This window comes from Halomonas sp. M1 (genome assembly GCF_029581375.1).
GTDB lineage: Bacteria > Pseudomonadota > Gammaproteobacteria > Pseudomonadales > Halomonadaceae > Vreelandella.
Window position 1 is genome coordinate 19724 of the sequence record NZ_CP121119.1, and the last position, 22357, is coordinate 42080.

24 protein-coding genes are annotated in these 22357 nt (G+C 53.2%); 15 read left to right on the plus strand and 9 right to left on the minus strand.

Annotated features, from left to right (window positions below):
* Window positions 1–5: 5 nt before the first annotated feature.
* Window positions 6–1019, minus strand: a complete 1014-nt coding sequence (locus P8S54_RS00090) for an AraC family transcriptional regulator (protein ID WP_281442717.1) — start codon at window positions 1017–1019, stop codon at window positions 6–8.
* Between the two features lie 154 nt (window positions 1020–1173).
* On the opposite strand from P8S54_RS00090, the gene P8S54_RS00095 reads away from it, so the two are divergent.
* Window positions 1174–3093 carry an ATP-binding cassette domain-containing protein gene (locus P8S54_RS00095; RefSeq protein ID WP_281442718.1) on the plus strand — a complete coding sequence of 640 codons (1920 nt, stop codon included), beginning with the start codon at window positions 1174–1176 and terminating at the stop codon, window positions 3091–3093.
* Between the two features lie 64 nt (window positions 3094–3157).
* Here P8S54_RS00095 and P8S54_RS00100 read toward each other — a convergent pair whose 3' ends face one another.
* Entirely contained in the window at window positions 3158–3610 is a 453-nt protein-coding gene (locus tag P8S54_RS00100; RefSeq protein ID WP_009099538.1) for a universal stress protein, read from the minus strand.
* A gap of 146 nt (window positions 3611–3756) precedes the next feature.
* Between P8S54_RS00100 and P8S54_RS00105 the strand changes: the two genes are divergently transcribed.
* Window positions 3757–4296, plus strand: coding sequence for a preprotein translocase subunit YajC (locus tag P8S54_RS00105; RefSeq protein WP_281442719.1), 540 nt, complete (start codon window positions 3757–3759; stop codon window positions 4294–4296).
* Window positions 4297–4329: 33 nt separating this feature from the next.
* Here P8S54_RS00105 and slyA read toward each other — a convergent pair whose 3' ends face one another.
* Entirely contained in the window at window positions 4330–4782 is a 453-nt protein-coding gene (gene slyA, locus P8S54_RS00110; protein ID WP_281442720.1) for a transcriptional regulator SlyA, read from the minus strand.
* 75 nt (window positions 4783–4857) lie between these two features.
* Window positions 4858–6012: a DUF5924 family protein gene (locus P8S54_RS00115; RefSeq protein WP_281442721.1), complete on the minus strand. Its 1155-nt coding sequence runs from the start codon at window positions 6010–6012 to the stop codon at window positions 4858–4860.
* Between the two features lie 283 nt (window positions 6013–6295).
* Here P8S54_RS00115 and fadB point away from each other — a divergent pair, with 283 nt between their 5' ends.
* Both fadB and fadA read left to right on the plus strand, forming a co-directional pair.
* Window positions 6296–8470, plus strand: a complete 2175-nt coding sequence (gene fadB, locus P8S54_RS00120; RefSeq protein WP_281442722.1) for a fatty acid oxidation complex subunit alpha FadB — start codon at window positions 6296–6298, stop codon at window positions 8468–8470.
* 20 nt (window positions 8471–8490) lie between these two features.
* Window positions 8491–9672: an acetyl-CoA C-acyltransferase FadA gene (fadA, locus tag P8S54_RS00125; RefSeq protein WP_035540594.1), complete on the plus strand. Its 1182-nt coding sequence runs from the start codon at window positions 8491–8493 to the stop codon at window positions 9670–9672.
* A gap of 62 nt (window positions 9673–9734) precedes the next feature.
* On the opposite strand, the gene P8S54_RS00130 is transcribed toward fadA, so the two are convergent.
* Together P8S54_RS00130 and P8S54_RS00135 are read right to left on the minus strand one after the other, a co-directional pair.
* The gene (locus tag P8S54_RS00130; protein ID WP_281442723.1) at window positions 9735–10823 is read right to left on the minus strand and encodes a histone deacetylase; all 1089 of its coding nucleotides are present in this window, start codon (window positions 10821–10823) and stop codon (window positions 9735–9737) included.
* 171 nt (window positions 10824–10994) lie between these two features.
* Complete coding sequence (locus tag P8S54_RS00135) at window positions 10995–11456, minus strand: flavodoxin family protein (RefSeq protein ID WP_281442724.1); 462 nt, start codon at window positions 11454–11456, stop codon at window positions 10995–10997.
* A 72-nt stretch (window positions 11457–11528) separates the two neighbouring features.
* On the opposite strand from P8S54_RS00135, the gene P8S54_RS00140 reads away from it, so the two are divergent.
* The 4 genes from P8S54_RS00140 to P8S54_RS00155 all read left to right on the plus strand — a co-directional run bounded on the left by P8S54_RS00140 (window position 11529) and on the right by P8S54_RS00155 (window position 13454).
* Complete coding sequence (locus P8S54_RS00140) at window positions 11529–11903, plus strand: DCC1-like thiol-disulfide oxidoreductase family protein (protein ID WP_009099553.1); 375 nt, start codon at window positions 11529–11531, stop codon at window positions 11901–11903.
* 28 nt (window positions 11904–11931) lie between these two features.
* On the plus strand, window positions 11932–12501 hold the full coding sequence (locus tag P8S54_RS00145) for a hypothetical protein (RefSeq protein WP_281442725.1): 570 nt from the start codon (window positions 11932–11934) through the stop codon (window positions 12499–12501).
* A 62-nt stretch (window positions 12502–12563) separates the two neighbouring features.
* Window positions 12564–13040 carry a YbhB/YbcL family Raf kinase inhibitor-like protein gene (locus tag P8S54_RS00150; RefSeq protein WP_281442726.1) on the plus strand — a complete coding sequence of 159 codons (477 nt, stop codon included), beginning with the start codon at window positions 12564–12566 and terminating at the stop codon, window positions 13038–13040.
* Window positions 13041–13112: 72 nt separating this feature from the next.
* Window positions 13113–13454 (plus strand): zinc ribbon domain-containing protein YjdM, encoded by a 342-nt coding sequence (locus tag P8S54_RS00155; RefSeq protein WP_281442727.1) that lies wholly within the window; start codon window positions 13113–13115, stop codon window positions 13452–13454.
* A gap of 124 nt (window positions 13455–13578) precedes the next feature.
* Here P8S54_RS00155 and P8S54_RS00160 read toward each other — a convergent pair whose 3' ends face one another.
* Window positions 13579–13782 carry a putative motility protein gene (locus tag P8S54_RS00160; RefSeq protein ID WP_009099562.1) on the minus strand — a complete coding sequence of 68 codons (204 nt, stop codon included), beginning with the start codon at window positions 13780–13782 and terminating at the stop codon, window positions 13579–13581.
* A gap of 276 nt (window positions 13783–14058) precedes the next feature.
* Here P8S54_RS00160 and P8S54_RS00165 point away from each other — a divergent pair, with 276 nt between their 5' ends.
* The 7 genes from P8S54_RS00165 (at window position 14059) to P8S54_RS00195 (ending at window position 20896) form a co-directional block, all read left to right on the plus strand.
* Window positions 14059–14523: an SUF system Fe-S cluster assembly regulator gene (locus P8S54_RS00165; RefSeq protein ID WP_281442728.1), complete on the plus strand. Its 465-nt coding sequence runs from the start codon at window positions 14059–14061 to the stop codon at window positions 14521–14523.
* Window positions 14524–14600: 77 nt separating this feature from the next.
* On the plus strand, window positions 14601–16043 hold the full coding sequence (gene sufB / locus P8S54_RS00170) for a Fe-S cluster assembly protein SufB (RefSeq protein WP_009099565.1): 1443 nt from the start codon (window positions 14601–14603) through the stop codon (window positions 16041–16043).
* A gap of 72 nt (window positions 16044–16115) precedes the next feature.
* Window positions 16116–16865, plus strand: coding sequence for a Fe-S cluster assembly ATPase SufC (sufC, locus tag P8S54_RS00175; protein WP_009099566.1), 750 nt, complete (start codon window positions 16116–16118; stop codon window positions 16863–16865).
* A complete protein-coding gene (sufD, locus tag P8S54_RS00180) occupies window positions 16862–18202 on the plus strand; it encodes a Fe-S cluster assembly protein SufD (RefSeq protein WP_281442729.1) in 1341 nt (446 codons plus the stop codon). The genes sufC and sufD overlap by 4 nt, the downstream gene beginning before the upstream one ends.
* Window positions 18203–18216: 14 nt before the next feature.
* On the plus strand, window positions 18217–19482 hold the full coding sequence (locus P8S54_RS00185) for a cysteine desulfurase (RefSeq protein ID WP_281442730.1): 1266 nt from the start codon (window positions 18217–18219) through the stop codon (window positions 19480–19482).
* Between the two features lie 22 nt (window positions 19483–19504).
* Entirely contained in the window at window positions 19505–20074 is a 570-nt protein-coding gene (gene sufT / locus P8S54_RS00190) for a putative Fe-S cluster assembly protein SufT (protein WP_281442731.1), read from the plus strand.
* A gap of 18 nt (window positions 20075–20092) precedes the next feature.
* Window positions 20093–20896: an ElyC/SanA/YdcF family protein gene (locus P8S54_RS00195; protein WP_281442732.1), complete on the plus strand. Its 804-nt coding sequence runs from the start codon at window positions 20093–20095 to the stop codon at window positions 20894–20896.
* Between the two features lie 5 nt (window positions 20897–20901).
* On the opposite strand, the gene P8S54_RS00200 is transcribed toward P8S54_RS00195, so the two are convergent.
* Both P8S54_RS00200 and rimK read right to left on the minus strand, forming a co-directional pair.
* Window positions 20902–21348, minus strand: a complete 447-nt coding sequence (locus P8S54_RS00200) for a hypothetical protein (RefSeq protein ID WP_009099572.1) — start codon at window positions 21346–21348, stop codon at window positions 20902–20904.
* Between the two features lie 88 nt (window positions 21349–21436).
* Window positions 21437–22345 (minus strand): 30S ribosomal protein S6--L-glutamate ligase, encoded by a 909-nt coding sequence (gene rimK, locus P8S54_RS00205; RefSeq protein WP_009099574.1) that lies wholly within the window; start codon window positions 22343–22345, stop codon window positions 21437–21439.
* Between the last annotated feature and the right edge of the window lie 12 nt (window positions 22346–22357).

Consider the following 22357-nt stretch of genomic DNA (forward strand, 5'->3'; position numbering starts at 1 on the left):
AGGAATTACTGTTTGACGCTCGCTGCACGCGCTTTTCGGTAGGCGGCGGGCGAATTACCGGTCCACTGCTTAAATGCGCGGCTAAAACAGGCTAAGTCTTCAAACCCGAGCGTATCGGCAATAGAGGTAAGCGGCTGAGCACTGCGGGTTAAAGCCTGAACCGCATAATCGCGGCGAAATTCATCTTTTACCGCTTGGAAATGCGTGCCTTCCAATTTTAGTCGGCGTGACAACGTGCGCACCGACATATGCAGCGCGTCGGCAACATGGGCAACGTTGGCCGCCGCAGGTAAATGTCGCCTTAGATGTTCGCGCACCCGGTGAGTTAACAGCTGCTCTTCAAACGAGACATAAAACCAGTCGGCCGGGGCGCGCTGTAAAAACGCGCCTAAGTGCTGTTTGGTTTGTCGGATAGGGTGATTCAATAGCGATTGATCAAACGACATGGCAGTTTGGGGTTGATTAAAACGCACCTTACCAGGATAGAAATAAAGGTAGTCGGCGTTATAGGAGGGCGGCGCGTAATTACACTCCATTAATACAGGGGGGATTTTGCGGGCGATCATCCACGAAGCAATGCCGTGGAACAGCTTCAGCATTAGCTCATGAACTAGAATGCGGCTACCCGAAAGGGGGGTATGTTCAACTAACGCCATGCGCGCCACGCCATTGTTAACAGAAAAAGCATAACTAAAATCGTCCAGCATGATTCTGAAAAACTGTGTATAGCGGTGCAAGGCGACGTGCAGCGTGGGGGCATCTAACAAGCTTAAACAGAGTAGTTTCAGGGTGCCGCAGCGCAGCGGGCGTGAAAAAAAACGCGGTGTCTCGTCGTCTAGCTCAAGGGCAATAAGTCGATAAAGCTCAGCAAATTGTTCAACCGTCACCCGCCCGTTAGGCGCGCTTAACAAAAAAGGAGAAATACCCGCCTGTTCTAAATAACGGCTTTGAGACTGCACACTGTCTGGTAAGCCATACAGCAGTTCGTTAACGAAGTGCATCGAAACAGTCACTGTCACTGCACACCTGCCCCAATAACGTCCCAGACGCTACGTAATGATTGTCGAATATTCACATGACGTTATCACGATGTCATCTTCGCCTCTACAAGGTTGCCCCTCTTATGCAGTGCATGCGTTACACTGTGCGCCTCACGACGAAGGAGGATACTGCGTGACCTTGTTACGACTCGAACAGCTGCAACTCGCTTATGGCACCCAAGTACTACTTAACCGCGCCGACCTAACGGTTGAAAAAGGCGAGCGGCTGGCGCTGGTCGGGCGCAACGGCACCGGTAAGTCAACGTTGTTGAAATTGGTGGCGGGCGATATTCAAGCCGATGATGGCTCGATTTGGCGCGCGCCGGGTTTGAAAATCGGCGTGCTGGCCCAGGAGCTGCCAGAGTCTTCCGGTATGACTATTTTTGATATGGTCGCCCAAGGGTTGCCTGAGGCAGGGGAGCTGCTGTCTGAATATCAGCACTTAATCAATGACCCCGACCCTGATATGAATCGTATGGCCAAGCTGCAAACCCGCATTGAGGCTATTGACGGCTGGTCGTTTCATCAGAGTATTGATGTCGTTCTCACCCGCTTAGGGCTGCCGCCCGAAGCCGAAATGAGCGCGCTTTCCGGCGGTTGGCGCCGCCGCGTTGCGTTGGCGCGTGCGCTGGTTTCAGAGCCTGACCTGCTGCTTCTGGATGAGCCTACCAACCACCTGGACCTAGACACTATCGCGTGGCTGGAAGAGCAACTGTTAGCCTTTAACGGCGCGGTATTGCTGATTACCCACGACCGGGCTTTTTTATCTAAATTGGCGACCAATATCCTTGAGCTAGACCGAGGAAAGTTGGGTCGTTACCCGGGTACCTACGCTGGGTATCAAGAGCGTAAGCAGCACGAGCTGGAAGTAGAAGCCCGCGAGCACGCCCTATTTGACAAGAAATTGGCCCAGGAAGAAGTTTGGATTCGTCAAGGTGTCAAGGCGCGGCGAACCCGTAACGAAGGCCGAGTGCGCGAGCTTGAGCAAATGCGCGTAGAGCGCAGCCAGCGCCGAGAGCGTCAAGGCACGGCCAATCTCAACGTAGATAGCGGCGAGCGCACCGGCAAGCGGGTAGTCGAGCTGAAAGGCGTCACGCAGCGATTTGGAGATGAAGTCATTCTGCGTGATGTGAACCTTGAAGTAATGCGCGGTGACCGTATCGGCTTCCTTGGTCGCAACGGCGCCGGAAAAACCACGCTGCTGAAAATCTTGCTAGGCGAGCTTGCGCCAACCGAAGGTAGCGTCCAGTTGGGCACCAATTTGCAGGTGGCCTACTTCGATCAGCTGCGTGCCGGCCTGGAGCTGGAAAAAACCGTTTACGATAACGTTGCCCAAGGCAGCGATCGGGTCAGCGTTGGCGGGAAAGATCGCCACGTGATGAGCTACCTTCAGGACTTCCTGTTCACACCGGACCGTGTGCGCCAACCGGTGAAAGCACTTTCCGGCGGTGAATCCAATCGGCTCCTGCTGGCCAAGTTGTTTACGCAGCCTGCCAACGTGCTGGTGCTGGATGAGCCGACCAACGACTTGGATATGGAAACATTGGAGCTGCTTGAAGAGCTGCTGCTCGATTTCGACGGCACGCTGCTCCTGGTTTCCCACGACCGGACGTTTATGGATAACGTTGTCACCAGCATGCTGGCCTTCGAAGGCGAGGGCTGTGTGCGGGAGTACGTCGGTGGCTACACGGATTGGATTCGTCAAGGGGGCAAGTTACCACCGGCGCCCTGGGATGGCGCAGCGCGCCAGAATACCGAACCGACCAGCAAAGCGGTGGAAAAAACGCCTGAGCCGCCCGTTCCTGAGCCTGCTAAGAAAGCCGTTAAACTCTCCTACAAACTGCAGCGGGAACTAGATACGTTGCCTGGTGAAATAGAGCGGCTGGAAAGTGAGGTTGAGGCATTAGAGCAAGAAATAGGCAATCCTGATTTTTACCAGCAGGACGCCAGTAGGGTGACCGCCAAGCTGCAACAGCTGGAAGGCGTGCAGCAAGCGCTGGAAGTGGCTATGGAACGCTGGATGGAGCTAGAGGCCATGGCTAACGGCGAGTAGTGCCGCACAACAAACAAGGCGCCCATAATGGGCGCCTTGTAACTGGCTGTTAAGCGCTAACAGTTTATTCGTCGCTCTTTTCGCCTTTTTTACCCACACGCACCGCAAGTACATCGCACTGAGCACCGTGCAGAACGCCAGTGGATGTGGAGCCAAGTAGCAGGGCAAACCCATGCCGACCGTGTGAACCTACCACGATTAAATCAACATCGTGCTCTTCGGCAAAGCGGTGGATTTCAGTGTCTGGCATGCCGACCACGACATGCTGATTGGCTTGAGAAATATGCGGCGATGCAATTTCAGCAAGGCGTTTTTTAGCGTGCTCGTCTAACTGGTCTTGAATGCTGGTAAGGTCCATGGGGATATCGCCGCCGTAAGCGAAGCCCAGGGGCTCAAGCGTATGCATGATGGAAATTTTAGCGTCTTGGTTACGCTCGGCGATAGCCACAGCACGCTCTAAAATCTTGTGCGAGTCTTTGGTTAAATCAACGGCTACTAGAATGTGGCGATAGCTCATGGCTGTTCTCCTTTAGCGATAAGTAACAAAGAAGAAACTTTGTTAGATGCTCTTTACTTTAGGCTTCAAAGGCTCTCTTAACAACGACCTGTATCATGGTTTTTTCAGATAGCTAACGCATTTTGTCCGAAAAGGGTGGGGTTAGAATGGAATGGTTAATCATCGTTTTGATATTGATGTTCGTGATCGCGCCGGTGATGTGGCTTAAGCCAAGCCCTAAGCAGAAGCGCCAGATGGCCCTGCGTGATAGCGCCAGAAAACAAGGGGTGACCATTAAAATGGATAAGCCCCCGTTGCATCATTTTCGCGGCACCATGCCGGCATACCGCTGGTACTATCCGCAGGATGCGCCTGGGCCGACATTTGTTTTGCTAAGGGAGGGAAGTGCCAGCGAAGCACTTGAGCTTTATCACGCTGGGTGGCGGTGGCGCATCGCGCCGTTACGAACGCTACCCGATAACGCCACCGAACCCTTCAAGGCACTGTTGGAACGTCTGCCCCAAGATGCGCTAGTTATCGAATCTACTCCGCGCTCGCTTACCCTATGGTGGTGGGAGTCTCAAAACGCCGAGCGATTTAGCACCTACTTAGATGACTTTAACCAGCTGAAAAGTGCACTCGGCGGGCTATCTGACAAACCCGTTAGTAAGCCATTAGGCACTCAACACCCAGAGCGCCGCTTTTAGTACGTAGCGGCTAGTCGCGGCGCTATTCATCGTTTATTCGCTGGGGGTGCCTTGGTCTCGTGCTTGTATGGCAAGCCCGTTAGACTCAATTAGCCCAAGCCACCCATCTAGTTTTTCCAGCTCATTTTCACCCAGCCCTGCCAGCATCTCTTTGCGTGCTTCTTGAACGACGCTGTCTATTTGCTCAAGCAGCGGCATGGCAGCCGGGGTCAGGTAGATGCGTTTACTGCGGCGATCATTATCGCAGGCGCGGCGCTCTACCAAGCCTTGCTCTTCCAACTGGCCAAGGGTGCGCACTAATGAAGGGGCTTCAACCCCAATCGCACGGGCAAGATCGCACTGAGGGTTGCCTTCCCCAAGTTTCCAAAGATGGTAAAGCGTGACCCAGCGGGTTTGTGTTAGCCCCAGTGGGGCTAGCCTGCGGTCGATGATAGAGCGCCACAAGTGCGGCAAGCGGGCGAGACGAAAACCAATGGATGACGGCATAGCAATTGGCTACCAGTAAGTGTAAGTAGAGGAATTGTCATTAGCTGAACCGCTGAATGCAAGGTGTTCTGTCATTCAGTTCCCGTTTGACGCCTCGACGTCGCTACTTCTTCCAGGAATAAAACGGCGTAAATTGAGGCCGCTTAAACCGCTGGGGTTAATATGGCCGTCAGCAATAGAGGCCTCGCCCGGGGCATCTGATACGTTAAAGCGAAGTAAGCCTAATCGCTGTCCGCCATCGGTCATGATATCGATGCGCCAGTTACCCGAGGGGTCTGCGGGGAAATTGAGTTTTTGGCTCCAGGCCCGGTAGCCCTGTTCACGCCCCCCATTAATTGAAAGCTCCACCAGATCGATAAGCGTTCCGTTGTGGTGCCACGCATGGTAGATCGTTTCGCTTAAGCCCCGGGGCGCCCTTATGGCGGTATAAACGTATAGGCCGTTGGCTTGTAATGCCTGTGGTGTAAGCGCAATAGAGCCTTGCGGCTGGCGCTGTTGAACGTTAAAGGCCGGCGACAGCGCGCTACTGGTCATCCATAGGCTTGCAGGCGGCACCCAAATACGACCAAACCATGCGGCATACGCTAGCACCATCGTTAGCCCAAAAAATAGGCACCAGTCCTTTAGCGAGCGCTTGTTCAGTAAATGCCAAAAGCTAGGCAGTGCCACGAGTACGGTTATTACAAGCGCCAATAGCAGGCTTTGGCGGGTCGTGAGGTGAAGCATGATCGGCAAAATCACTAGGACGACCAAAAAGACGCACTGGGCATGAAAAATAAAGTAGAGGCTACGCCAGCGACCCGCTAGCTTGTAGTAGAGCGGATCAATGATCGATAACGCCGCCATGCCAACTACCAGTGCGGCAAATAACGTTTGACCGCTATTCCACACGGTAGTGATTAAAATGAACGGTAGGGTAAAGAAGAGCGTTTCTTGGTGAATCATTTGGGCGATAAACGTAGTGACGCCCTGGGGCAACGTGGGGTGCCCGCGCTTTGCAAGCCAACGGCTAATTAAGCCTTCTGAAAGTAGCAGCAGCCAAGCGAAGAGAAGCCCTAGCGCCAATACCACCCCCAGCCACTGCTGGCGGTCAACAAGGAAAAAACTGCCCAGGCCTGCCGCAAAAGCCATTGGCGGCCACAGCCAGCTCCATGGTTTAAAGCGCTCGACCAAGCGCTCAACGCGATTTTGTAGAGAGGTAATACGCGAAGGGGTAAGCAGGGCGCTCATAGCAGGGTGACTCACAGTAAAACAGCATGATGGTGTTAGGTTTAGAGCGAACATCGCATGGTGTCAGGTTATCTAGCGTTAAGGCGAGGCTTTTCTACTGAACGTCGCACGCCACGCTAAGTCATAGCCGCTAACCATGTTAATAGCCGCTAAGCATGTTAGCCGAAAGTCAGGGCTTGACGTTCTTGAGTAACTCAACCAAGCTTATGCAATCAAACGACCGTATGAAATGCGAGGCAGGCCCGAAATAAGGCGCCGGCCCGAACTTGTGGAGAGAGCGCGGATGATCTATCAAGGCAATGCCATCACGGTGGAGCGTCGTGATACCCAAGGTGGCAATGACATCGCAAAACTCACTTTCGATTTGAAAGGTGAGTCCGTCAATAAACTTTCTAGCGGTGTAGTCGCCGAGCTGGGGGAAGCCGTTAAAGCGCTTCAAGGCGAAAGCGGTTTACAGGGCTTAGTCATCAGTAGTGGCAAAGAGGCGTTCATCGTCGGTGCCGATATTACTGAGTTCCATAGCCTATTTGATAAAGGCGAAGAGTACCTGGTTGAGATGAACCTCAAGGTACACGATATCTTCAACGCCATTGAAGACCTGCCTTTCCCCACCGTCACGGCGATCAATGGGTTAGCGTTAGGTGGCGGTTGTGAAGTGCTGCTGACCACCGACTTCCGGGTAATGAGTGAAAAAGCCAAAATTGGCTTGCCTGAGACCAAACTTGGCATCTTGCCTGGCTGGGGTGGCTGTGTTCGCTTACCTCGCCTGATTGGTGCTGATAACGCTATCGAATGGATTGCGGGTGGTACGGAAAACCGTGCTAACGCTGCGCTTAAGGTTGGCGCAGTGGATGCGGTTGTGGCCCACGAGCTTCTCGAAGAAGCCGCGCTAGACATACTTGACCGTGCCAATGCCGGTGAGCTTGATTACCAAGCGCGCCGTGATGAAAAGAAAGCGCCGCTCAACCTCAACGCAATTGAGCAAATGATGGCGTTTGAAACCGCCAAAGGGTTTGTAGCCGGTAAGGCTGGCCCCCACTACCCAGCGCCGGTAGAGTCAATCAAAGTTATCCAAAAAGGCGCAGGTGAAACCCGTGCCCGTGCTCAAGCTATTGAGGCAAAAGCCTTTGCCAAGCTAGCGCTGAGCAGCGTTGCCTTTAACTTGGTGGGTCTGTTCCTTAACGACCAAGTGGTTAAGAAGAAAGGCAGCAAATACGAGAAACAGTCGCAGCCGGTTAAGCAAACGGCAGTGCTTGGTGCGGGTATTATGGGCGGTGGTATTGCCTACCAAAGCGCCAGTAAAGGCACACCCATTGTAATGAAAGACATCAATGAGGAAGCGATTGAGCTGGGCCTGAAAGAAGCGCGTAAACTGTTCTCCAAGCAGGTTGAGCGTAAAAAGATGACGGTCGAGCAGATGGCCGAGAAGCTGACCAATATTCGTCCTACGCTCTCTTACGGTGATTTCGACAGCGTCGACCTAGTGGTTGAAGCCGTGGTTGAAAACCCCAAAGTCAAAGACGCTGTACTGACCGAAGTGGAAGGCCTAGTCAGCGAAAATACCATTCTGACGTCTAACACCTCGACGATTTCCATCAATCGTCTGGCGAAAAACCTTAAGCGTCCTGAAAACTTCTGCGGCATGCACTTCTTCAACCCGGTACACCGTATGCCGCTGGTTGAAGTTATCCGCGGCGAGAAGACCTCAGACGCTGCTGTGGCGGCAACGGTTGCTTATGCGCGTGCCATGGGCAAAACCCCCATCGTAGTTAACGACTGCCCTGGCTTCCTGGTTAACCGCGTACTGTTCCCTTACTTCGGTGGTTTCAGCTTCCTGGTGGAGCAGGGGGCTGACTTCCAGCGTGTTGATAAGGTAATGGAGAAGTTCGGTTGGCCCATGGGCCCCGCCTATCTGCTGGACGTCGTAGGTTTAGATACTGCTGTTCACGCTAACGAAGTGATGGCCGAGGGCTTCCCCGATCGTATGGCACGGGATGGCAAAACTGCTATTCAGGTGATGTACGACAACAAACGCCTGGGCCAGAAAAACGATAAAGGCTTCTACGCCTACGAGGAAGACAAGAAAGGCAAACCGAAGAAAGTCACCGACGAGCAGGCCTACGCGCTGGTCAAAGACGTCGTCAAAGAGCAGAAAGAGTTTACTGATGAAGACATCATTGCTCGCATGATGGTACCGCTTTGCCTGGAAACCGTTCGCTGCTTGGAAGATGGCATTGTTGAGACGCCTGCTGAAGCTGATATGGCGTTGATCTACGGTATTGGTTTCCCTCCCTTCCGCGGCGGCGCGCTACGCTACATCGATGCGATGGGCGTTGCTGAGTTTGTGAAGCTGGCTGAAAACCTTGCGGATGAGTTAGGCCCGCTGTATGCGCCGACTGAGAAGTTGCGCCAGATGGCTCAAAATAATGAGCAATTTTACGCTGGCAACCAGGCCTAACCACCACGCATAGGAGATAGATGATGAGTTTGAACCCAAGAGATATCGTGGTGGTTGACGGTGTACGTACCGCCATGGCGAAAGCTAAAAACGGCGCGTTCCGTAATGTACGCGCTGAGAACCTGTCCGCTGCGGTGATGCAGGCACTGTTTGCTCGCAACGCCAACCTAGACCCGTCCGAAGTGGATGATGTGATTTGGGGCTGCGTTAACCAGACCCTTGAGCAGTCCATGAACATCGCTCGTAATGCCGCGATTATGACCGGCATTCCGCGTTCGGTGCCTGCGCAGACCGTAAACCGTTTGTGCGGCTCCTCAATGACCGCGCTGCACATCGCCGCTGCCAATATTAAAGCAGGCATGGGCGACTTTTACGTGATTGGTGGGGTAGAGCACATGGAGCACGTGCCCATGGCTCACGGCGTTGATGTTAACCCTGCCGCCAGTAAGCACGCTGCAAAAGCCGCGATGATGATGGGCCTGACCGCTGAGCTGCTGGGTAAGATGCATGGCATTTCGCGTGAAGATCAGGATAAGTTTGGCGTGCGTTCTCACCAGCGTGCCCAGGCAGCGATGGAGAAGGGTTACTTCGATAACGAAATTATTGGCGTCGAAGGTCATGACCAACGCGGCTTTAAAGTACTGGTTAAAAACGACGAAGTGATTCGTCCTGAGGCGAGCCTGGAGTCTATGGCAAATCTCAAACCAGTATTTGACCCGCGCAACGGTACCGTTACCGCTGGCACGTCATCGGCGCTGTCGGTAGGGGCGTCAGCCATGGCAGTAATGAGCTACGAGCGTGCCCAAGCCCTGGGGCTTGAGCCGATTGCGAAAGTGCTCTCAACGGGTGTGGCTGGTTGTGATGCTTCCATCATGGGTTACGGCCCAGTGCCTGCGTCTAAGAAAGCGCTGAAAGCGGCAGGGTTATCGGCTGCGGATATTCAAACCGTTGAGCTTAACGAAGCGTTTGCGGCTCAAGGCTTACCGGTCCTGAAAGACCTGGGCTTCCTTGATGCCATGGACGAAAAAGTTAACCTGCATGGTGGTGCCATTGCTCTGGGCCACCCGCTGGGCTGTTCAGGCTCGCGCATTTGCACCACGCTGCTTAATGTTATGCAGCAGCGCGACACTACTCTTGGCCTTGCCACTATGTGTATCGGTATGGGGCAAGGGGTAGCGACCGTGTTTGAACGTTTGAAATAAACACAGCGTTTTCCAACCAAAACGGCACCTAAGTAAGGGTGCCGTTTTTTATTGCCGCTCGGTTATTTCGTTTGAAACGCATTACGATGAAAGTCAGCGGCCGCTTGGACTTCCGCAATACCGCAGGTATCGGGGACAGGCACGGCATTACCCGCTAAGACGGCAAGTACTGCTCGGGTGCCGTTGGCCAGCGATTCCAGGTTATAGCCACCCTCCAGTACAAACACCAAGCGGCCATCACAGTGCTGGTCGGCTAACTGTTGTAGGGCCCCCGTTAGGGCGCCAAACCCCTCGTAGGAAACATTCAGTGCTAAATCGTGCCAGTGCGGGTCAAAGCCCGCTGAGACTAAAATAATATCGGGTTTAAACCACGCGGCCGCTGGCGCCAGAATATCGCGAAACGCTTTGAGGTAAGCCTCATCCCCGGCCCCGGCGGGTAGCGGCACATTGATGGTCGTGCCTTCCCCTAGACCAGCACCGACCTCTTCCAGGTGGCCTGAGCCTGGATAGAAGGGGGCAGCGCGGTGTATATCGAAAAACATCACGTCAGGGTCGGCCCAAAAGATATCCTGTGTACCGTTACCGTGATGGGCATCCCAATCAATAATCAGCACTCTCTCACAGCCTAAAGCGCTGCGTGCATGGGCCGCAGCAACAGCAACGTTATTAAATAAGCAAAACCCCCGGGCACGTACGGGCTCGGCATGATGGCCGGGCGGGCGAATGAGGGCGAACGCACTCTGGGTGCGTTTCTCCATAACGGCTTCTACGGCGGCAATCGCGGTTCCTGCGGCGACCTCGGCGGCATCAACACTGCCGGGTGACACCGCCGTGGTATCCACATCCAGCCAAGCATTTTTGCCCCTTAAGCTAAAAATGTCGCTTAAATAGGAGGTAGTGTGGACACGGGCTAATTGTTCAGCAGTGGCGGCTTTTCCGCCTTCGATTTTCAGGCCCTTAATGGGTGCTTTCTCAAGCAGCAGTTGTATGGCCTTTAAGCGGCCAGGGTGCTCGGGATATTTCCATGGAATAGGCAGTCCTGCCAGGAGGTGACGAATGCGCTTATCAATCCGCTCCGGTAAAAAATCTGCGTCAATGTTAGGCTCGTGAGCCAGTACGCGATCGTCATAAAAAGCGATGACTTTATGCATAATAGCTACCTGAAATACATGCGTTGGATATTAGCAATGGCGTTGGCCGTATCGTCAGTTGCTGCTGCAACGAGCGCGCCATGCTTTTTTACAGTAAGGCAGGCTTATCAGCGTTATACAATGTGGTTATCGACACTAAACGTTAAATTTAGACGTATGTTTCCATTTTTCTCAGATAATGCCGGCTTCGAGGCTGGCAGCCATCGACATTCCTAGCTCTTCACACTGGTCAAGAAAAGCTGCTTGAAAGTCACCCTTACAGATAAGAGGGTCTTGCACTAATCGCCAGCGCATTCCCGTGGTAATACCCTCAATCGCGCGGCGGGTTCCCGTGCCATCATGACCGGCTCGCACATAAAAGGCGAACGGTAGCCCTTCGTTTTTCTCCAAGCATGGGTAGTAGCATCGATCGAACACATCCTTCATCAAGCCTGCCATATACCCCAGGTTTTCGGTTGTCCCCAGTATGATGGCGTGGGCTGAGTTAATATGCTCTGGCTGTGTTTCAAGCGGACTAAGAGAGACCACTTCCACATTTTCTATTCTGGAATCAGACGCGCCACTGATAACAGCTTGATACATTTTTTGGGTGTTATCTGAAGGCGCATGGGCAATGATTAATAGACGTTTCATGGTCAAACCTGCTGAGTTGCGTCGCGTGGCGGAAGTGCCACACTATTAGGCACAGCCTTAACGAGAGCCTATATGCCTAATCATGCGTTTATCAACGTCTACTACGATGGTATTTGCCCCGGCTGCCGTAAAGACCGCGCCCGATTTGAGCGCTGGGCAGGCAAGCGTGCCAAGGATATAAAGTGGTGCGATGTGACTGAGCATCAGCAGGCGTTACGTGAAAAAGGGGTGGCGCCAGAGGCGGCGCTGCGTTCGTTGCATGTTGAAAAAGCCGATGGCTGTATCATCGAAGGAATAGAGGCCTATCAACTGCTGATGGCGCGTATTCCCCTTTTTCGCCCCATCGCCTGGCTCATAGGTTTGCCTGGCATTAAAGCGGGGCTGCGCTGGTATTATGATCGATGGGTGCAGCGGCGCTTAAAGCGGGAAGGGCGCTGGTCTGAATAAGTGTAGAGACTTAACAGGGAATTGAACGATGAAGCAACAGGCTAAATGGATGAGGCTTACGGGGGCATGCATGTTGGTGGCTGGGTTAGCGGGGTGTGCAGGGCAGTCCGCTACCTCCGAGCAACAGCCTTCTGAGCCGATAGCCGAACCCGTGTCGCCGGAAACACCACGCTCTGCGCTGAGCCAGCCAAGCCATTCAGGCACGGGTTCAGCCACAGATTGGGTACCGCCTCTGTTTATAAGCCCCGAAGAAGAAGCGGCTTACTATGTTAGCAGATTGGCAGACAGGCGTTTTGTTTCCAGTTACGGAGACCGTGATAACCCCCGCACGTGGTACATCGCCGCTGAGCGGCTAGGGGAAATTGGCAAGCCAGCCGTTCCATTGTTGTTTGCACGACTCAATACACAGGATGAGTATGAGCTAATGCTGGCGCTTTATGCACTTCAGTTAGCGACTCAAGACACGCTGTTGATGGCCAGGACTCGGGGTGACTATGTCCAATTGACAACCACCTTAGACCCTGCTGGAAATGCCGAAAATACTCAGATTGCCCGGCAGTGGTGGCAGCGGCACGCCGCCCAACTGGATTCCCCCTAGTACCTTGGCTACATTCAATAGCGCTAACGACGGTCACGACATTGGCAATAAAGGAGAGCAACATGGCATTTGCACTATCCTCAATGCAGGTCACTAGCGGTTCGTTTGGGAATCATCAGGCGATTCCCGCTCAATATACTGGCGCCGGAGACGATATCTCACCAGCGCTGGCTTGGCAGGGCGCGCCAGAAGGTACCAAAGGATTTGCGGTGATCTGCCATGACCCAGATGCACCATTAGTTAAAGAGGGTAGCTACGGCTTTGTTCATTGGGTGTTGTATAACTTGCCGGGCGACTTGGTTGAGCTAACTGAGAAAACGGCGGTGGGCACAGCGGGTACCAACGATTTTGGTAATCAGGGTTATGGTGGCCCCATGCCACCCGAAGGCCATGGTCCCCACCTGTACTACTTCTGGGTGCTGGCATTGGATCACCAAACAAACTTGCCAGAAGGGTTAACGTTGGCTGAACTGCTTAAAGAAGTTGAGCCGAACCTGCTAGGCATGAACCGTTTGGTCGGTACTTTTCATAGGGAGTGATTGAAGCTCTTGGCTGGAGCATTTTGCTTAAGCCGTGTAGGCTCCATCGCTTTCTTTGCGCTGGAGCCTTACATGAGTGATTTACCTAACTGTCCTGCTTGTGCCTCAGAGTTTACCTACGACGATGGCCTGCAGTACGTTTGCCCAGAGTGTGGCAACGAGTGGTCGAAAGTAGCAGAAGAAGGTGCAGAAGACATAGATACTGGTGTTCGCGATGCCAACGGTAACTTACTTACCGATGGTGACAGTGTGACGGTGATTAAAGATCTAAAGGTGAAGGGTAGTTCGCTGGTCGTTAAAGTGGGTACTAAGGTGAAAAGCATCAGGTTAGTCGATGGAGATCACGATATTGACTGTAAAGTTGATGGCATAGGCCCAATGAAGCTGAAGTCAGAGTTTGTTAAAAAAGCTTAATACTAAAATATTCGATTGGCACGTTGAGAGCCTGAAAATATAGTGTATAGGTACATAAAAATAGCCCCTTAACGTAAGGGGCTATTTTGTGTTTATCAACCAGATTCAACTGCCAAAAAACTGCTTAAGCAGTGGTGTTAATGAGCGTGCCCACGCTGCCGCTTGTTGCTAACTGGGGCTCCAACGAAATAGTGTCCATTAGCGCTGTGATATGCGCTGCCTGACCATCAAGCGCATCTTTAAAAACGCTGAGCTGAGCCTGCTGTGCGACCTGTACCTGCTGCAACGCCATTGATGCGCTTACCATATTGTTAACCGCCGAATCCATAATGCCTCCTCTTCATCTCTCAATGCCCAACGCAATTACGACATTTATCATACATGACGCTATCAGGCGTTGTGCATCGGTGTAAACCGAAGACGTCAGTAATAGCTTTTTTAAATGATAATGATTGTTGTTTTTGATGCGATTAGGGTCGAACGTGCTGTTATTTTGTACAAATTGATAACGATTTTGCTCTAGGGCTTCACATCAAATTTATACAGGACTAAAATGGTACCCAATTAATGGCTAAGCCAAATATGACGGCGAACGGGAGTCCACATGCTTAAGCTTTCTCGGCTGACAGATTATGCAGCGGTGGTAATGGCGCAAATTGCCCGCTATCCCCATGATTCGCATACAGCGGCTGGTTTGGCAGAGGCGGTGCAGCTTCCTCACCCAACGGTTAGCAAAACGCTCAAAATGCTGGTGAAAGCTGGTTTGTTGGAGTCCCAGCGCGGTGCCCAAGGCGGTTACCGGTTGGCACGCCCGGCATCGCACATCACGGCAGCTGAAATCATTTCAGCTATTGAAGGGCCGGTGGCGATGACCGAGTGCAGCCAAGCAGAAGGCGAGTGCGAGCTAGCGGCTACCTGCGGGGTGGCAGATAACTGGCAGCGTGTCTCGCTCGCTATTCGAACGCTGCTTGAGAGCGTAACACTGGCGCACTTGGCGGACACTACGCCCATAAAATTACCCGTTCAGCTACCTATTCAAACTATCAATCTGTCAGCTGCTTCTGCTTAGTAAGCGCAGCAAGCATACTTTATTACTCATTGACGGTGAGCTAGCCTCGCCACCCAACTGCCCCGGAGGGTATCACCATGGCAAGCGAAGAAATGGAACAGTTGGTTCGTCGCGAATACAAAGATGGTTTTGTAACCGATATTGAAAGCGACACCCTGCCACCTGGCCTGGATGAAAACACCATCGCCTTTATTTCGAATAAGAAAGGTGAACCGGAGTGGATGCTGGAGTGGCGCCTGGACGCGTATCGTCAGTGGTTAAAGATGGAGTCGCCTTCCTGGGCACACCTGGATTATCCGCCCATCGACTACCAGTCAATTTCCTATTTCAGTGCGCCCAAACGCCCTGAAGACCGTCCCCAAAGTTTGGACGAGGTTGATCCCAAGCTGCTTGAAACCTATGAGAAGCTGGGTATCCCGCTCCATGAGCGTGCGGCGCTGGCGGGGGTTGCAGTAGATGCGGTTTTTGACTCGGTTTCAGTAACCACTACGTTCAAAAAAGAGCTGGCTGAAGCGGGCGTTATTTTCTGTTCTATTTCAGAAGCGATCCGTGATTACCCTGAGCTGATTAAACAGTACCTGGGTACGGTTGTGCCGGTGGCTGATAACTACTTCGCTGCGCTGAACTCTGCGGTATTCACCGATGGCTCATTTGTATTCGTGCCTGAAGGCGTGAAATGCCCAATGGAGCTATCGACCTACTTCCGTATCAATGCTGCCAACACCGGTCAATTTGAGCGCACGCTGATTATTTGCGAAAGCCGCGCGCAGGTCTCTTACCTGGAAGGCTGTACTGCGCCGATGCGCGATGAAAACCAACTCCACGCCGCAGTGGTAGAGCTCGTGGCGCTGGATGATGCTTACATCAAGTACTCCACGGTTCAGAACTGGTACCCCGGTGATGAAAACGGTAAGGGCGGTATCTATAATTTCGTGACCAAGCGTGGCGACTGCCGCGGCGATCGCTCACGTATTAGCTGGACTCAAGTAGAAACCGGTTCGGCGATTACGTGGAAATACCCCTCCTGCGTACTGCGCGGTAAAGACAGCATTGGTGAGTTTTACTCCGTCGCGGTGACGAATGGTCGCCAGCAGGCGGATACGGGCACCAAAATGATTCATATTGGTGAAGGCACCCGTTCTTACATTGTTTCCAAAGGTATTTCAGCGGGCAGAAGCAATCAGTCCTACCGTGGCCTGGTTAAAATTGGTCCTCGTGCCAAGGGTGCTCGAAATTTCACCCAGTGTGATTCGCTGCTGATCGGCGACAAATGCGGCGCACACACCTTCCCCTACCAGGAAATTGCCAACAGTACCGCGACCATCGAGCACGAAGCGACCACTTCAAAAATCGGTGAAGACCAGCTTTTCTACTGCCAGAGTCGCGGTATCTCTGAGGAAGATGCGGTCAGCATGATTGTTAACGGTTTCTGTAAAGATGTATTCCAAGAGTTGCCGATGGAGTTCGCGGTTGAAGCTGAAGCTTTACTCAGCGTGACGCTGGAAGGCGCAGTGGGATAACCGATTCCGTTCAATGCAAATTATTTAAGCGCGTCGCGACAGCGACCCGAAAGAATTTATAAGGCGATTACTATGTTGCAAGTTAATGATTTACACGTCACCGTCGATGGTAAAGAAATCCTCAAAGGCCTTACGCTCACCATCAATGCAGGTGAAGTGCACGCCATTATGGGCCCTAACGGCGCCGGTAAATCCACGCTGTCGGCGGTGATTGCCGGTAAAGACGGCTACGAAGTGACCCAGGGCACCATTACCTTTGACGGTAAAGATGTGCTGGAAATGGAAATTGAAGAGCGCGCCCAGGCGGGGTTGTTGCTTGGCTTTCAGTACCCGGTGGAAATCCCAGGGGTGAAAAATATCTACCTACTGAAGTCTGCCCTCAATGCTCAGCGCGTGGCCCGCGGCGAAGGCGAAATGCCTGCCCCCGAGTTTATGAAGCTGGTAAAAGAGAAGCTTGGCTACATGAAAATGGATGCCAGCTTTCTACAGCGTGCCGTGAATGAAGGCTTCTCTGGCGGCGAGAAAAAGCGCAACGAAATTCTGCAAATGCTGGTGCTTCAGCCCAAGCTAGCCATGCTGGACGAGATTGACTCAGGCCTTGATATCGATGCCATGAAAGTTGTCGCAGACGGCGTAAATAGCCTGCGCGGCGCAGAGCGAGCCATTCTTTTGGTGACCCACTACCAGCGCCTGCTTGATTACATCGTGCCTGACAAAGTGCATGTCCTGGTCGATGGGCGCATTGTTAAAACCGGTGACGCTGAGCTTGCCAAGCAGCTGGAATCTAACGGTTACGAAGGTATTGAGGAGTCTGTGGCATGAGCGATACGCAAACGTTTTTGGACACGCTAAAAGTGCGTAGCCAACAGCGCGGCGCGGAGCCCACTTGGATCGCTGCGCGCCGTCAAGCCGGTGCCGCGCGCTTTGAAGCCTTGGGTTTTCCTACCCGTCGCGATGAAGAGTGGAAATATACTGACGTTCGCACTATCGCCCAGGGTAACTTTGCCTTAGCAGATAACGCAGAGTTCTCCCAGGCGACTGCCGCCACGCTAACACTCCCGCTAGATGCCTATCGGCTGACCTTTGTGGATGGCGTATTTTCGTCGGCACTATCGGATTTGGAAGCGCTGCCGAGTAGCGTTCAGGTAATGCCACTTTCCAAAGCGCTGAGCGAGAACCACGAAGCCGTTGGTGGGCCGCTGGGCCGTTTGACTGGGGTTGATTTCTCCGCGTTCGCAGCGCTTAACACGGCGTTTACGGAAGAGGGTGCCGTGGTTCGTATTGCCCCGGGCACCGTGGTAGAAAAACCTATCTTGCTCCAGTTTCTATCTCGCGCTGGCTCGCCCGTTATGTGCCACCCGCGCATTTTGGTAGAAGCGGCAGGGCGCAGCGAAGCAACGATCATTGAGCACTACGCCGGTGAAGCCGATGCGGCTAATTTCACCAACGTAGTAGCCGAGCTGATGCTTGATCGCGGCGCGATTCTGAACCACTACAAGCTGCAGGAAGCACCCCTGGGTGATATGCACGTGGCAAGTATCCATGTGGAGCAAAACCGCGATACTCGCTACAGCTCATACAATCTGAACCTGGGTGGTGCATTAGTTCGCAATGACCTTATCAGTGATCTGAACGGTCAGGGGGCGGAAACCAATTTTTATGGGCTGTTTTTCGGCCAGGGCCGCCAGCACGTGGATAACCACACCAAGGTGAACCACAATGCGCCGCTAACGTTCTCCAATGAGAACTATAAAGGCATTCTCGATGACCGTGCTCACGGCGTCTTTAACGGCAAAGTTTACGTGAAGCGCGATAGCCAGAAGATTGAAGGTTTCCAGAGCAATCAGAACCTGTTGCTTTCTGACCGTGCACGGATCGATGCCAAGCCCGAGCTTGAAATCTACGCTGACGACGTGAAGTGCTCCCACGGCACTACCACAGGTCAGCTAGACGAAGAGGCGATCTATGCGCTGCGGACCCGTGGTATTGATGAGGCAACTGCCAGAGGCCTGTTGACCTTAGCGTTTGCCGGGGAAGTGCTTGAGCAAGTAGCGCTTGACATAATTGCCGAGCGGGTTGAACTGGCTGTGGCGGGTAAATTGCCAGAGCGCTTTAACTTAGCAGGCTTGGTGGAAGCGGCCGTTTCGCTCAACGATTAATTAAGGAGCTATCGATGCCCCATTCCGTGATTGAGAAACCGTTAGCTCGTACAAGCGCCCCCTTTGATGTAACAGCGTTGCGTGAAGACTTTCCAATATTGAACCGGGAAGTGCATGGCAAGCCGCTGATTTATTTCGATAACGCAGCGACTAGCCAAACGCCTCGACAAGTTATTGAGGTGTTTAACGACTACTATTCGCGTTACAACGCTAATATTCACCGTGGCCTGCACACCCTGGCGGATGAAGCCACGGCGGCGTTTGAGGGTACTCGCCACCGGGTGAAGGCTTTTCTCAATGCGGAAGACGCGCGTCAAATTATCTTCACTCGGGGCACCACCGAAGCGATCAATCTAGTGGCGCAAAGCTGGGGGCGCACTGCGTTGGCCGCAGGTGACGAGGTGCTGATTTCGCTGCTAGAGCATCACTCCAACATCGTACCCTGGCAACTTCTAGCGGCTGAGCGGGGTTTCACTATTAAAGTGATTCCTGTTGATGCCCAGGGCGCGTTGGATATGGCGGCTTACCGCGCGCTGCTTAGCGAGCGCACTAAGCTGGTGGCGGTGAATCACGTCTCCAATGCGCTGGGTACGATTAACCCGGTGAAAGAGATGGCAGCGCTTGCCCATCAGCACGGTGCGCTGATCCTGGTCGACGGCGCCCAGGCAACGCCCCACCAGCAGGTAGACGTGCAAGATATCGATGCTGATTTCTACGCGTTCTCGGGTCATAAGGTTTACGGCCCCACCGGTGTTGGCGTGCTCTATGGCAAAAAAGCACTCTTAGACGCTATGCCTCCCTGGCAGGGCGGCGGAGAGATGATTAAAACGGTCTCCTTCGATGTCGGTACAACGTTCGCTGAGATCCCTCATAAGTTTGAAGCAGGCACGCCCGCCATCGCCGAAGTGATTGCCTTAGGCCGTGCGCTTGAGTGGATGGAAAGCGTGGGCGTTGCGGCGATTAGTGCCTGGGAAGGCGTATTGTTAGATCATGCTACCCAAGCAGTTGGCGAGGTGGAGGGGCTGCGTATTTTAGGCACTGCTCCGCATAAAGCAGGGGTGCTCTCCTTTGTGGTCGAGGGTGCCCATTCTCAGGATATAGGTCTGCTAATTGATCAGTTAGGCGTGGCTATTCGCACTGGTCACCACTGCGCCCAACCGCTTTTGCATCATTTTGGCGTGGATGCCACGTGTCGTGCGTCGTTTGCTGCGTATAATACCCTCGAAGAGGTGGATATATTTGTCGCAGCGCTTAATCGTGTCATTGGCATGGTACGTTAAGGGCGGTCACTAAAGGACATTTATGGATATCGAGCAAGTTGCCAGTCTCGAACGAGGCCAGAAATTGCCGCTCCAGCGTGATGTTGAGGCCATTGCTATTCCGTTTGGTAAAACGGATACCTTGGCTGAAGACAGTATAGTGAGCGTCATGCAAGCCAAGGGCAGTACGGTGAGCGTGGGTTTTGAAGGTCGGCTCTACCTGATTGAGGGGCGAAACTTAGATGCGTTGGGACTAGAGCCGTTACCGCGGCCCACGCTGCCGGACAGTGCCAGTGACGACGAAATTGAGGCATTTGTGTGGGAACAGCTTCGCACCTGTTTCGACCCTGAGATACCGGTTAATATTGTTGACCTGGGGCTCGTGTATGGCTGCCGCCTTGAGCGATTAATCAGCGGTGAGCGTATGGTCACCATCCGAATGACGCTGACCGCCCCAGGCTGTGGTATGGGGGATGTGATAGCCGCTGATGCACGCAATAAAATTTTAGGCGCACCGCAAATCAATAAGGTGCACACTGAGATTGTCTTCAGTCCTCCCTGGAGCCGTGACATGATGAGCGATGAGGCCAAGCTTGAGCTCGGCATGTTCTAACCCCGGCTGGGGAGCGGGATGTACAGCACCTTATTAGTATTTATCAAGCGTTTGTTTATGTCGCTGGCTGCTTTGTTGCTGCTGGCGACATTGCTATTTATAGCTGGCAATCTCTGGGTTGTTGCCAGCACCGCCCGTTACATCGATAGTCACCTCGAAGAGTGCCGACCCAATAATCTCGCGATTGTATTTGGCACTTCGCACTGGACACGCAGCGGCTTAAGAAATCCGCATTTCTATGCCCGTATGCGCACCTCAGCGCGCTTAATCGAAGAGCAGCGGGTGAGTCATCTACTGCTCTCGGGGGATAACCGCACGCAGGCGTATAATGAGCCTCGCGCTATGTGGCGCGAGCTTTATCGGCGTGGCGTGCCTGCCTCTCAGATGACGATGGATTTTGCTGGCTTTAGTACCTATGACACCTTAGTGCGCTCTCGAGATGTGTTCCAGCTTAACGAAGCGCTGCTGGTGACCCAGAGTTGGCACTTGCCACGCGCAATTTTTATTGCCCGCGCGCTGGGTATGGAGGTCACAGGATGTGTCGCTGAAGAGGAGCGGGTGGCGGGGGAGTGGCGGTTAATCGTACGCGAATGGGTGGCGAGGGTGGCCACCCTTGGGGATCTTTATATCTGGGGTAGAGAGCCTTACTTTCTTGGCCCGCCAGAGCCTATCGAGCTGTATCTTGCAGATGATAAGCCAGGGGCAGATACATACGAGGACAGCCGATCAGAACATGCTCAGCCAAACAATGGCAGCGAACGTTCAAAGGCCGCGGCTGACCTTATTCGTCGTTATTACCCGCCTATCATCGGTGGTCGTTAGCGTTACTAACGACGCGTCTTACGTTTCTGCAAGCTATACAGTTCGCGTATCAATTTGCGGCAGCCCTGCATGCACTCTTCCACAATCGGCTCGATTGGATCGGGCAGTGGGTGGGTAAATAGCGTTGAAAGGGCTTGCATAAGGACACGCTCTTGTTCCAACAGCTCATTGATTAAAACTTGGCTATCGTTACCAACGAAGCTTTTAAGACGGCTCCAGAGCCATAAAAAGTCATCGCGCTCCACGTCGGCATCCCTGGGCAGCATTTTCAGATGCGCACGGGCGAGTTCCTGGAGCGTCCGCATCTGCTTTAACCGCTCAGTATAGTGCGGTTTCAGCGCGTCACGTAGCGACGGGCGCAGGCGTTCAATATTGTCCTGGAAATAATCAATACTATCGGCCAGCGCTTCCAGCACGCTGTCCATCGCCACTTGGCGATTGTCGAGAAACATGAGCGTCTACCTCCTTCGGTGACGCAGATTGTGGGGGTGGGCGCTCTGATTTGCCACCCCCAAAGGCGATTATTTTTTCGTTTTGTCCTTAACCTTTAGGCTTGGGCGGTGCTTTACGCACAGGAGTGGCATTTTTTTCAATGTGCTCAATGATCATACCCGCAATATCCTTGCCGGTAGCGCTCTCAATACCTTGTAGGCCGGGGGATGAGTTGACTTCCATAATCACTGGGCCGTGATTAGAGCGCAATAAATCAACCCCCGCGACACGCAGTCCCATGGCTTTAGCCGCGCGAATAGCGGTTGAGCGCTCTTCGGGGGTAATGCGAATCACGCTAGCGGTGCCGCCTCGATGGAGGTTAGAACGGAATTCACCATCCGCTGCTTGGCGCTTCATCGAAGCGACAACCTTATCGCCAATCACGAAACAGCGAATGTCAGCGCCGCGCGCTTCTTTAATGTATTCCTGCACCATGATGTTGGCTTTCATGCCCATAAAGGCTTGAACCACCGATTCAGCCGCCTGATTGGTCTCCGCCAGTACTACGCCAATTCCCTGCGTACCTTCTAGCAGTTTAATCACCAGCGGTGCGCCTTTTACCATGGTGATCAAATCAGGGATATCGTCGGGGGAGTGGGCAAAGCCAGTAATCGGTAGACCTAAGCCTTTACGGGAAAGTAGCTGCAGCGAGCGCAGCTTATCCCGTGAGCGGGTAATCGAGACGTTATCATTAAGAACGTAGGTGCCCATCATTTCAAACTGACGCAGGAGGGCACAGCCGTAAAACGTGACTGATGCGCCTATGCGGGGAATAACGGCATCAAAATGCTCGATCTCTTCACCTTTATAGTGAATCGATGGGTGATGCGAAGTAATGCTCATGTAGCAACGCAGTGTGTCTACTACGCGAGCGGTATGACCACGCTGCTCTGCCGCTTCGACTAGGCGGCGGGTAGAGTACAAATTGCGATTGCGTGATAGCAAAGCGATATGCATGAAGGGGGCTCC

Bases quoted from the DNA above. Each gene is read 5' to 3' on its own strand.
- sufC (WP_009099566.1), top strand. From the start codon at position 16,116: ATGTTGCAAGTTAATGATTTACACGTCACCGTCGATGGTAAAGAAATC.
- fadA (WP_035540594.1), top strand. From the start codon at position 8,491: ATGATGAGTTTGAACCCAAGAGATATCGTGGTGGTTGACGGTGTACGT.
- P8S54_RS00100 (WP_009099538.1), bottom strand. From the start codon at position 3,610: ATGAGCTATCGCCACATTCTAGTAGCCGTTGATTTAACCAAAGACTCG.
- P8S54_RS00130 (WP_281442723.1), bottom strand. From the start codon at position 10,823: ATGCATAAAGTCATCGCTTTTTATGACGATCGCGTACTGGCTCACGAG.
- P8S54_RS00135 (WP_281442724.1), bottom strand. From the start codon at position 11,456: ATGAAACGTCTATTAATCATTGCCCATGCGCCTTCAGATAACACCCAA.
- P8S54_RS00150 (WP_281442726.1), top strand. From the start codon at position 12,564: ATGGCATTTGCACTATCCTCAATGCAGGTCACTAGCGGTTCGTTTGGG.
- rimK (WP_009099574.1), bottom strand. From the start codon at position 22,345: ATGCATATCGCTTTGCTATCACGCAATCGCAATTTGTACTCTACCCGC.
- P8S54_RS00195 (WP_281442732.1), top strand. From the start codon at position 20,093: ATGTACAGCACCTTATTAGTATTTATCAAGCGTTTGTTTATGTCGCTG.
- P8S54_RS00185 (WP_281442730.1), top strand. From the start codon at position 18,217: ATGCCCCATTCCGTGATTGAGAAACCGTTAGCTCGTACAAGCGCCCCC.
- P8S54_RS00140 (WP_009099553.1), top strand. From the start codon at position 11,529: ATGCCTAATCATGCGTTTATCAACGTCTACTACGATGGTATTTGCCCC.
- P8S54_RS00160 (WP_009099562.1), bottom strand. From the start codon at position 13,782: ATGGATTCGGCGGTTAACAATATGGTAAGCGCATCAATGGCGTTGCAG.
- sufB (WP_009099565.1), top strand. From the start codon at position 14,601: ATGGCAAGCGAAGAAATGGAACAGTTGGTTCGTCGCGAATACAAAGAT.
- sufD (WP_281442729.1), top strand. From the start codon at position 16,862: ATGAGCGATACGCAAACGTTTTTGGACACGCTAAAAGTGCGTAGCCAA.
- P8S54_RS00105 (WP_281442719.1), top strand. From the start codon at position 3,757: ATGGAATGGTTAATCATCGTTTTGATATTGATGTTCGTGATCGCGCCG.
- slyA (WP_281442720.1), bottom strand. From the start codon at position 4,782: ATGCCGTCATCCATTGGTTTTCGTCTCGCCCGCTTGCCGCACTTGTGG.
- P8S54_RS00145 (WP_281442725.1), top strand. From the start codon at position 11,932: ATGAAGCAACAGGCTAAATGGATGAGGCTTACGGGGGCATGCATGTTG.
- P8S54_RS00200 (WP_009099572.1), bottom strand. From the start codon at position 21,348: ATGTTTCTCGACAATCGCCAAGTGGCGATGGACAGCGTGCTGGAAGCG.
- P8S54_RS00155 (WP_281442727.1), top strand. From the start codon at position 13,113: ATGAGTGATTTACCTAACTGTCCTGCTTGTGCCTCAGAGTTTACCTAC.
- fadB (WP_281442722.1), top strand. From the start codon at position 6,296: ATGATCTATCAAGGCAATGCCATCACGGTGGAGCGTCGTGATACCCAA.
- P8S54_RS00165 (WP_281442728.1), top strand. From the start codon at position 14,059: ATGCTTAAGCTTTCTCGGCTGACAGATTATGCAGCGGTGGTAATGGCG.
- P8S54_RS00115 (WP_281442721.1), bottom strand. From the start codon at position 6,012: ATGAGCGCCCTGCTTACCCCTTCGCGTATTACCTCTCTACAAAATCGC.
- sufT (WP_281442731.1), top strand. From the start codon at position 19,505: ATGGATATCGAGCAAGTTGCCAGTCTCGAACGAGGCCAGAAATTGCCG.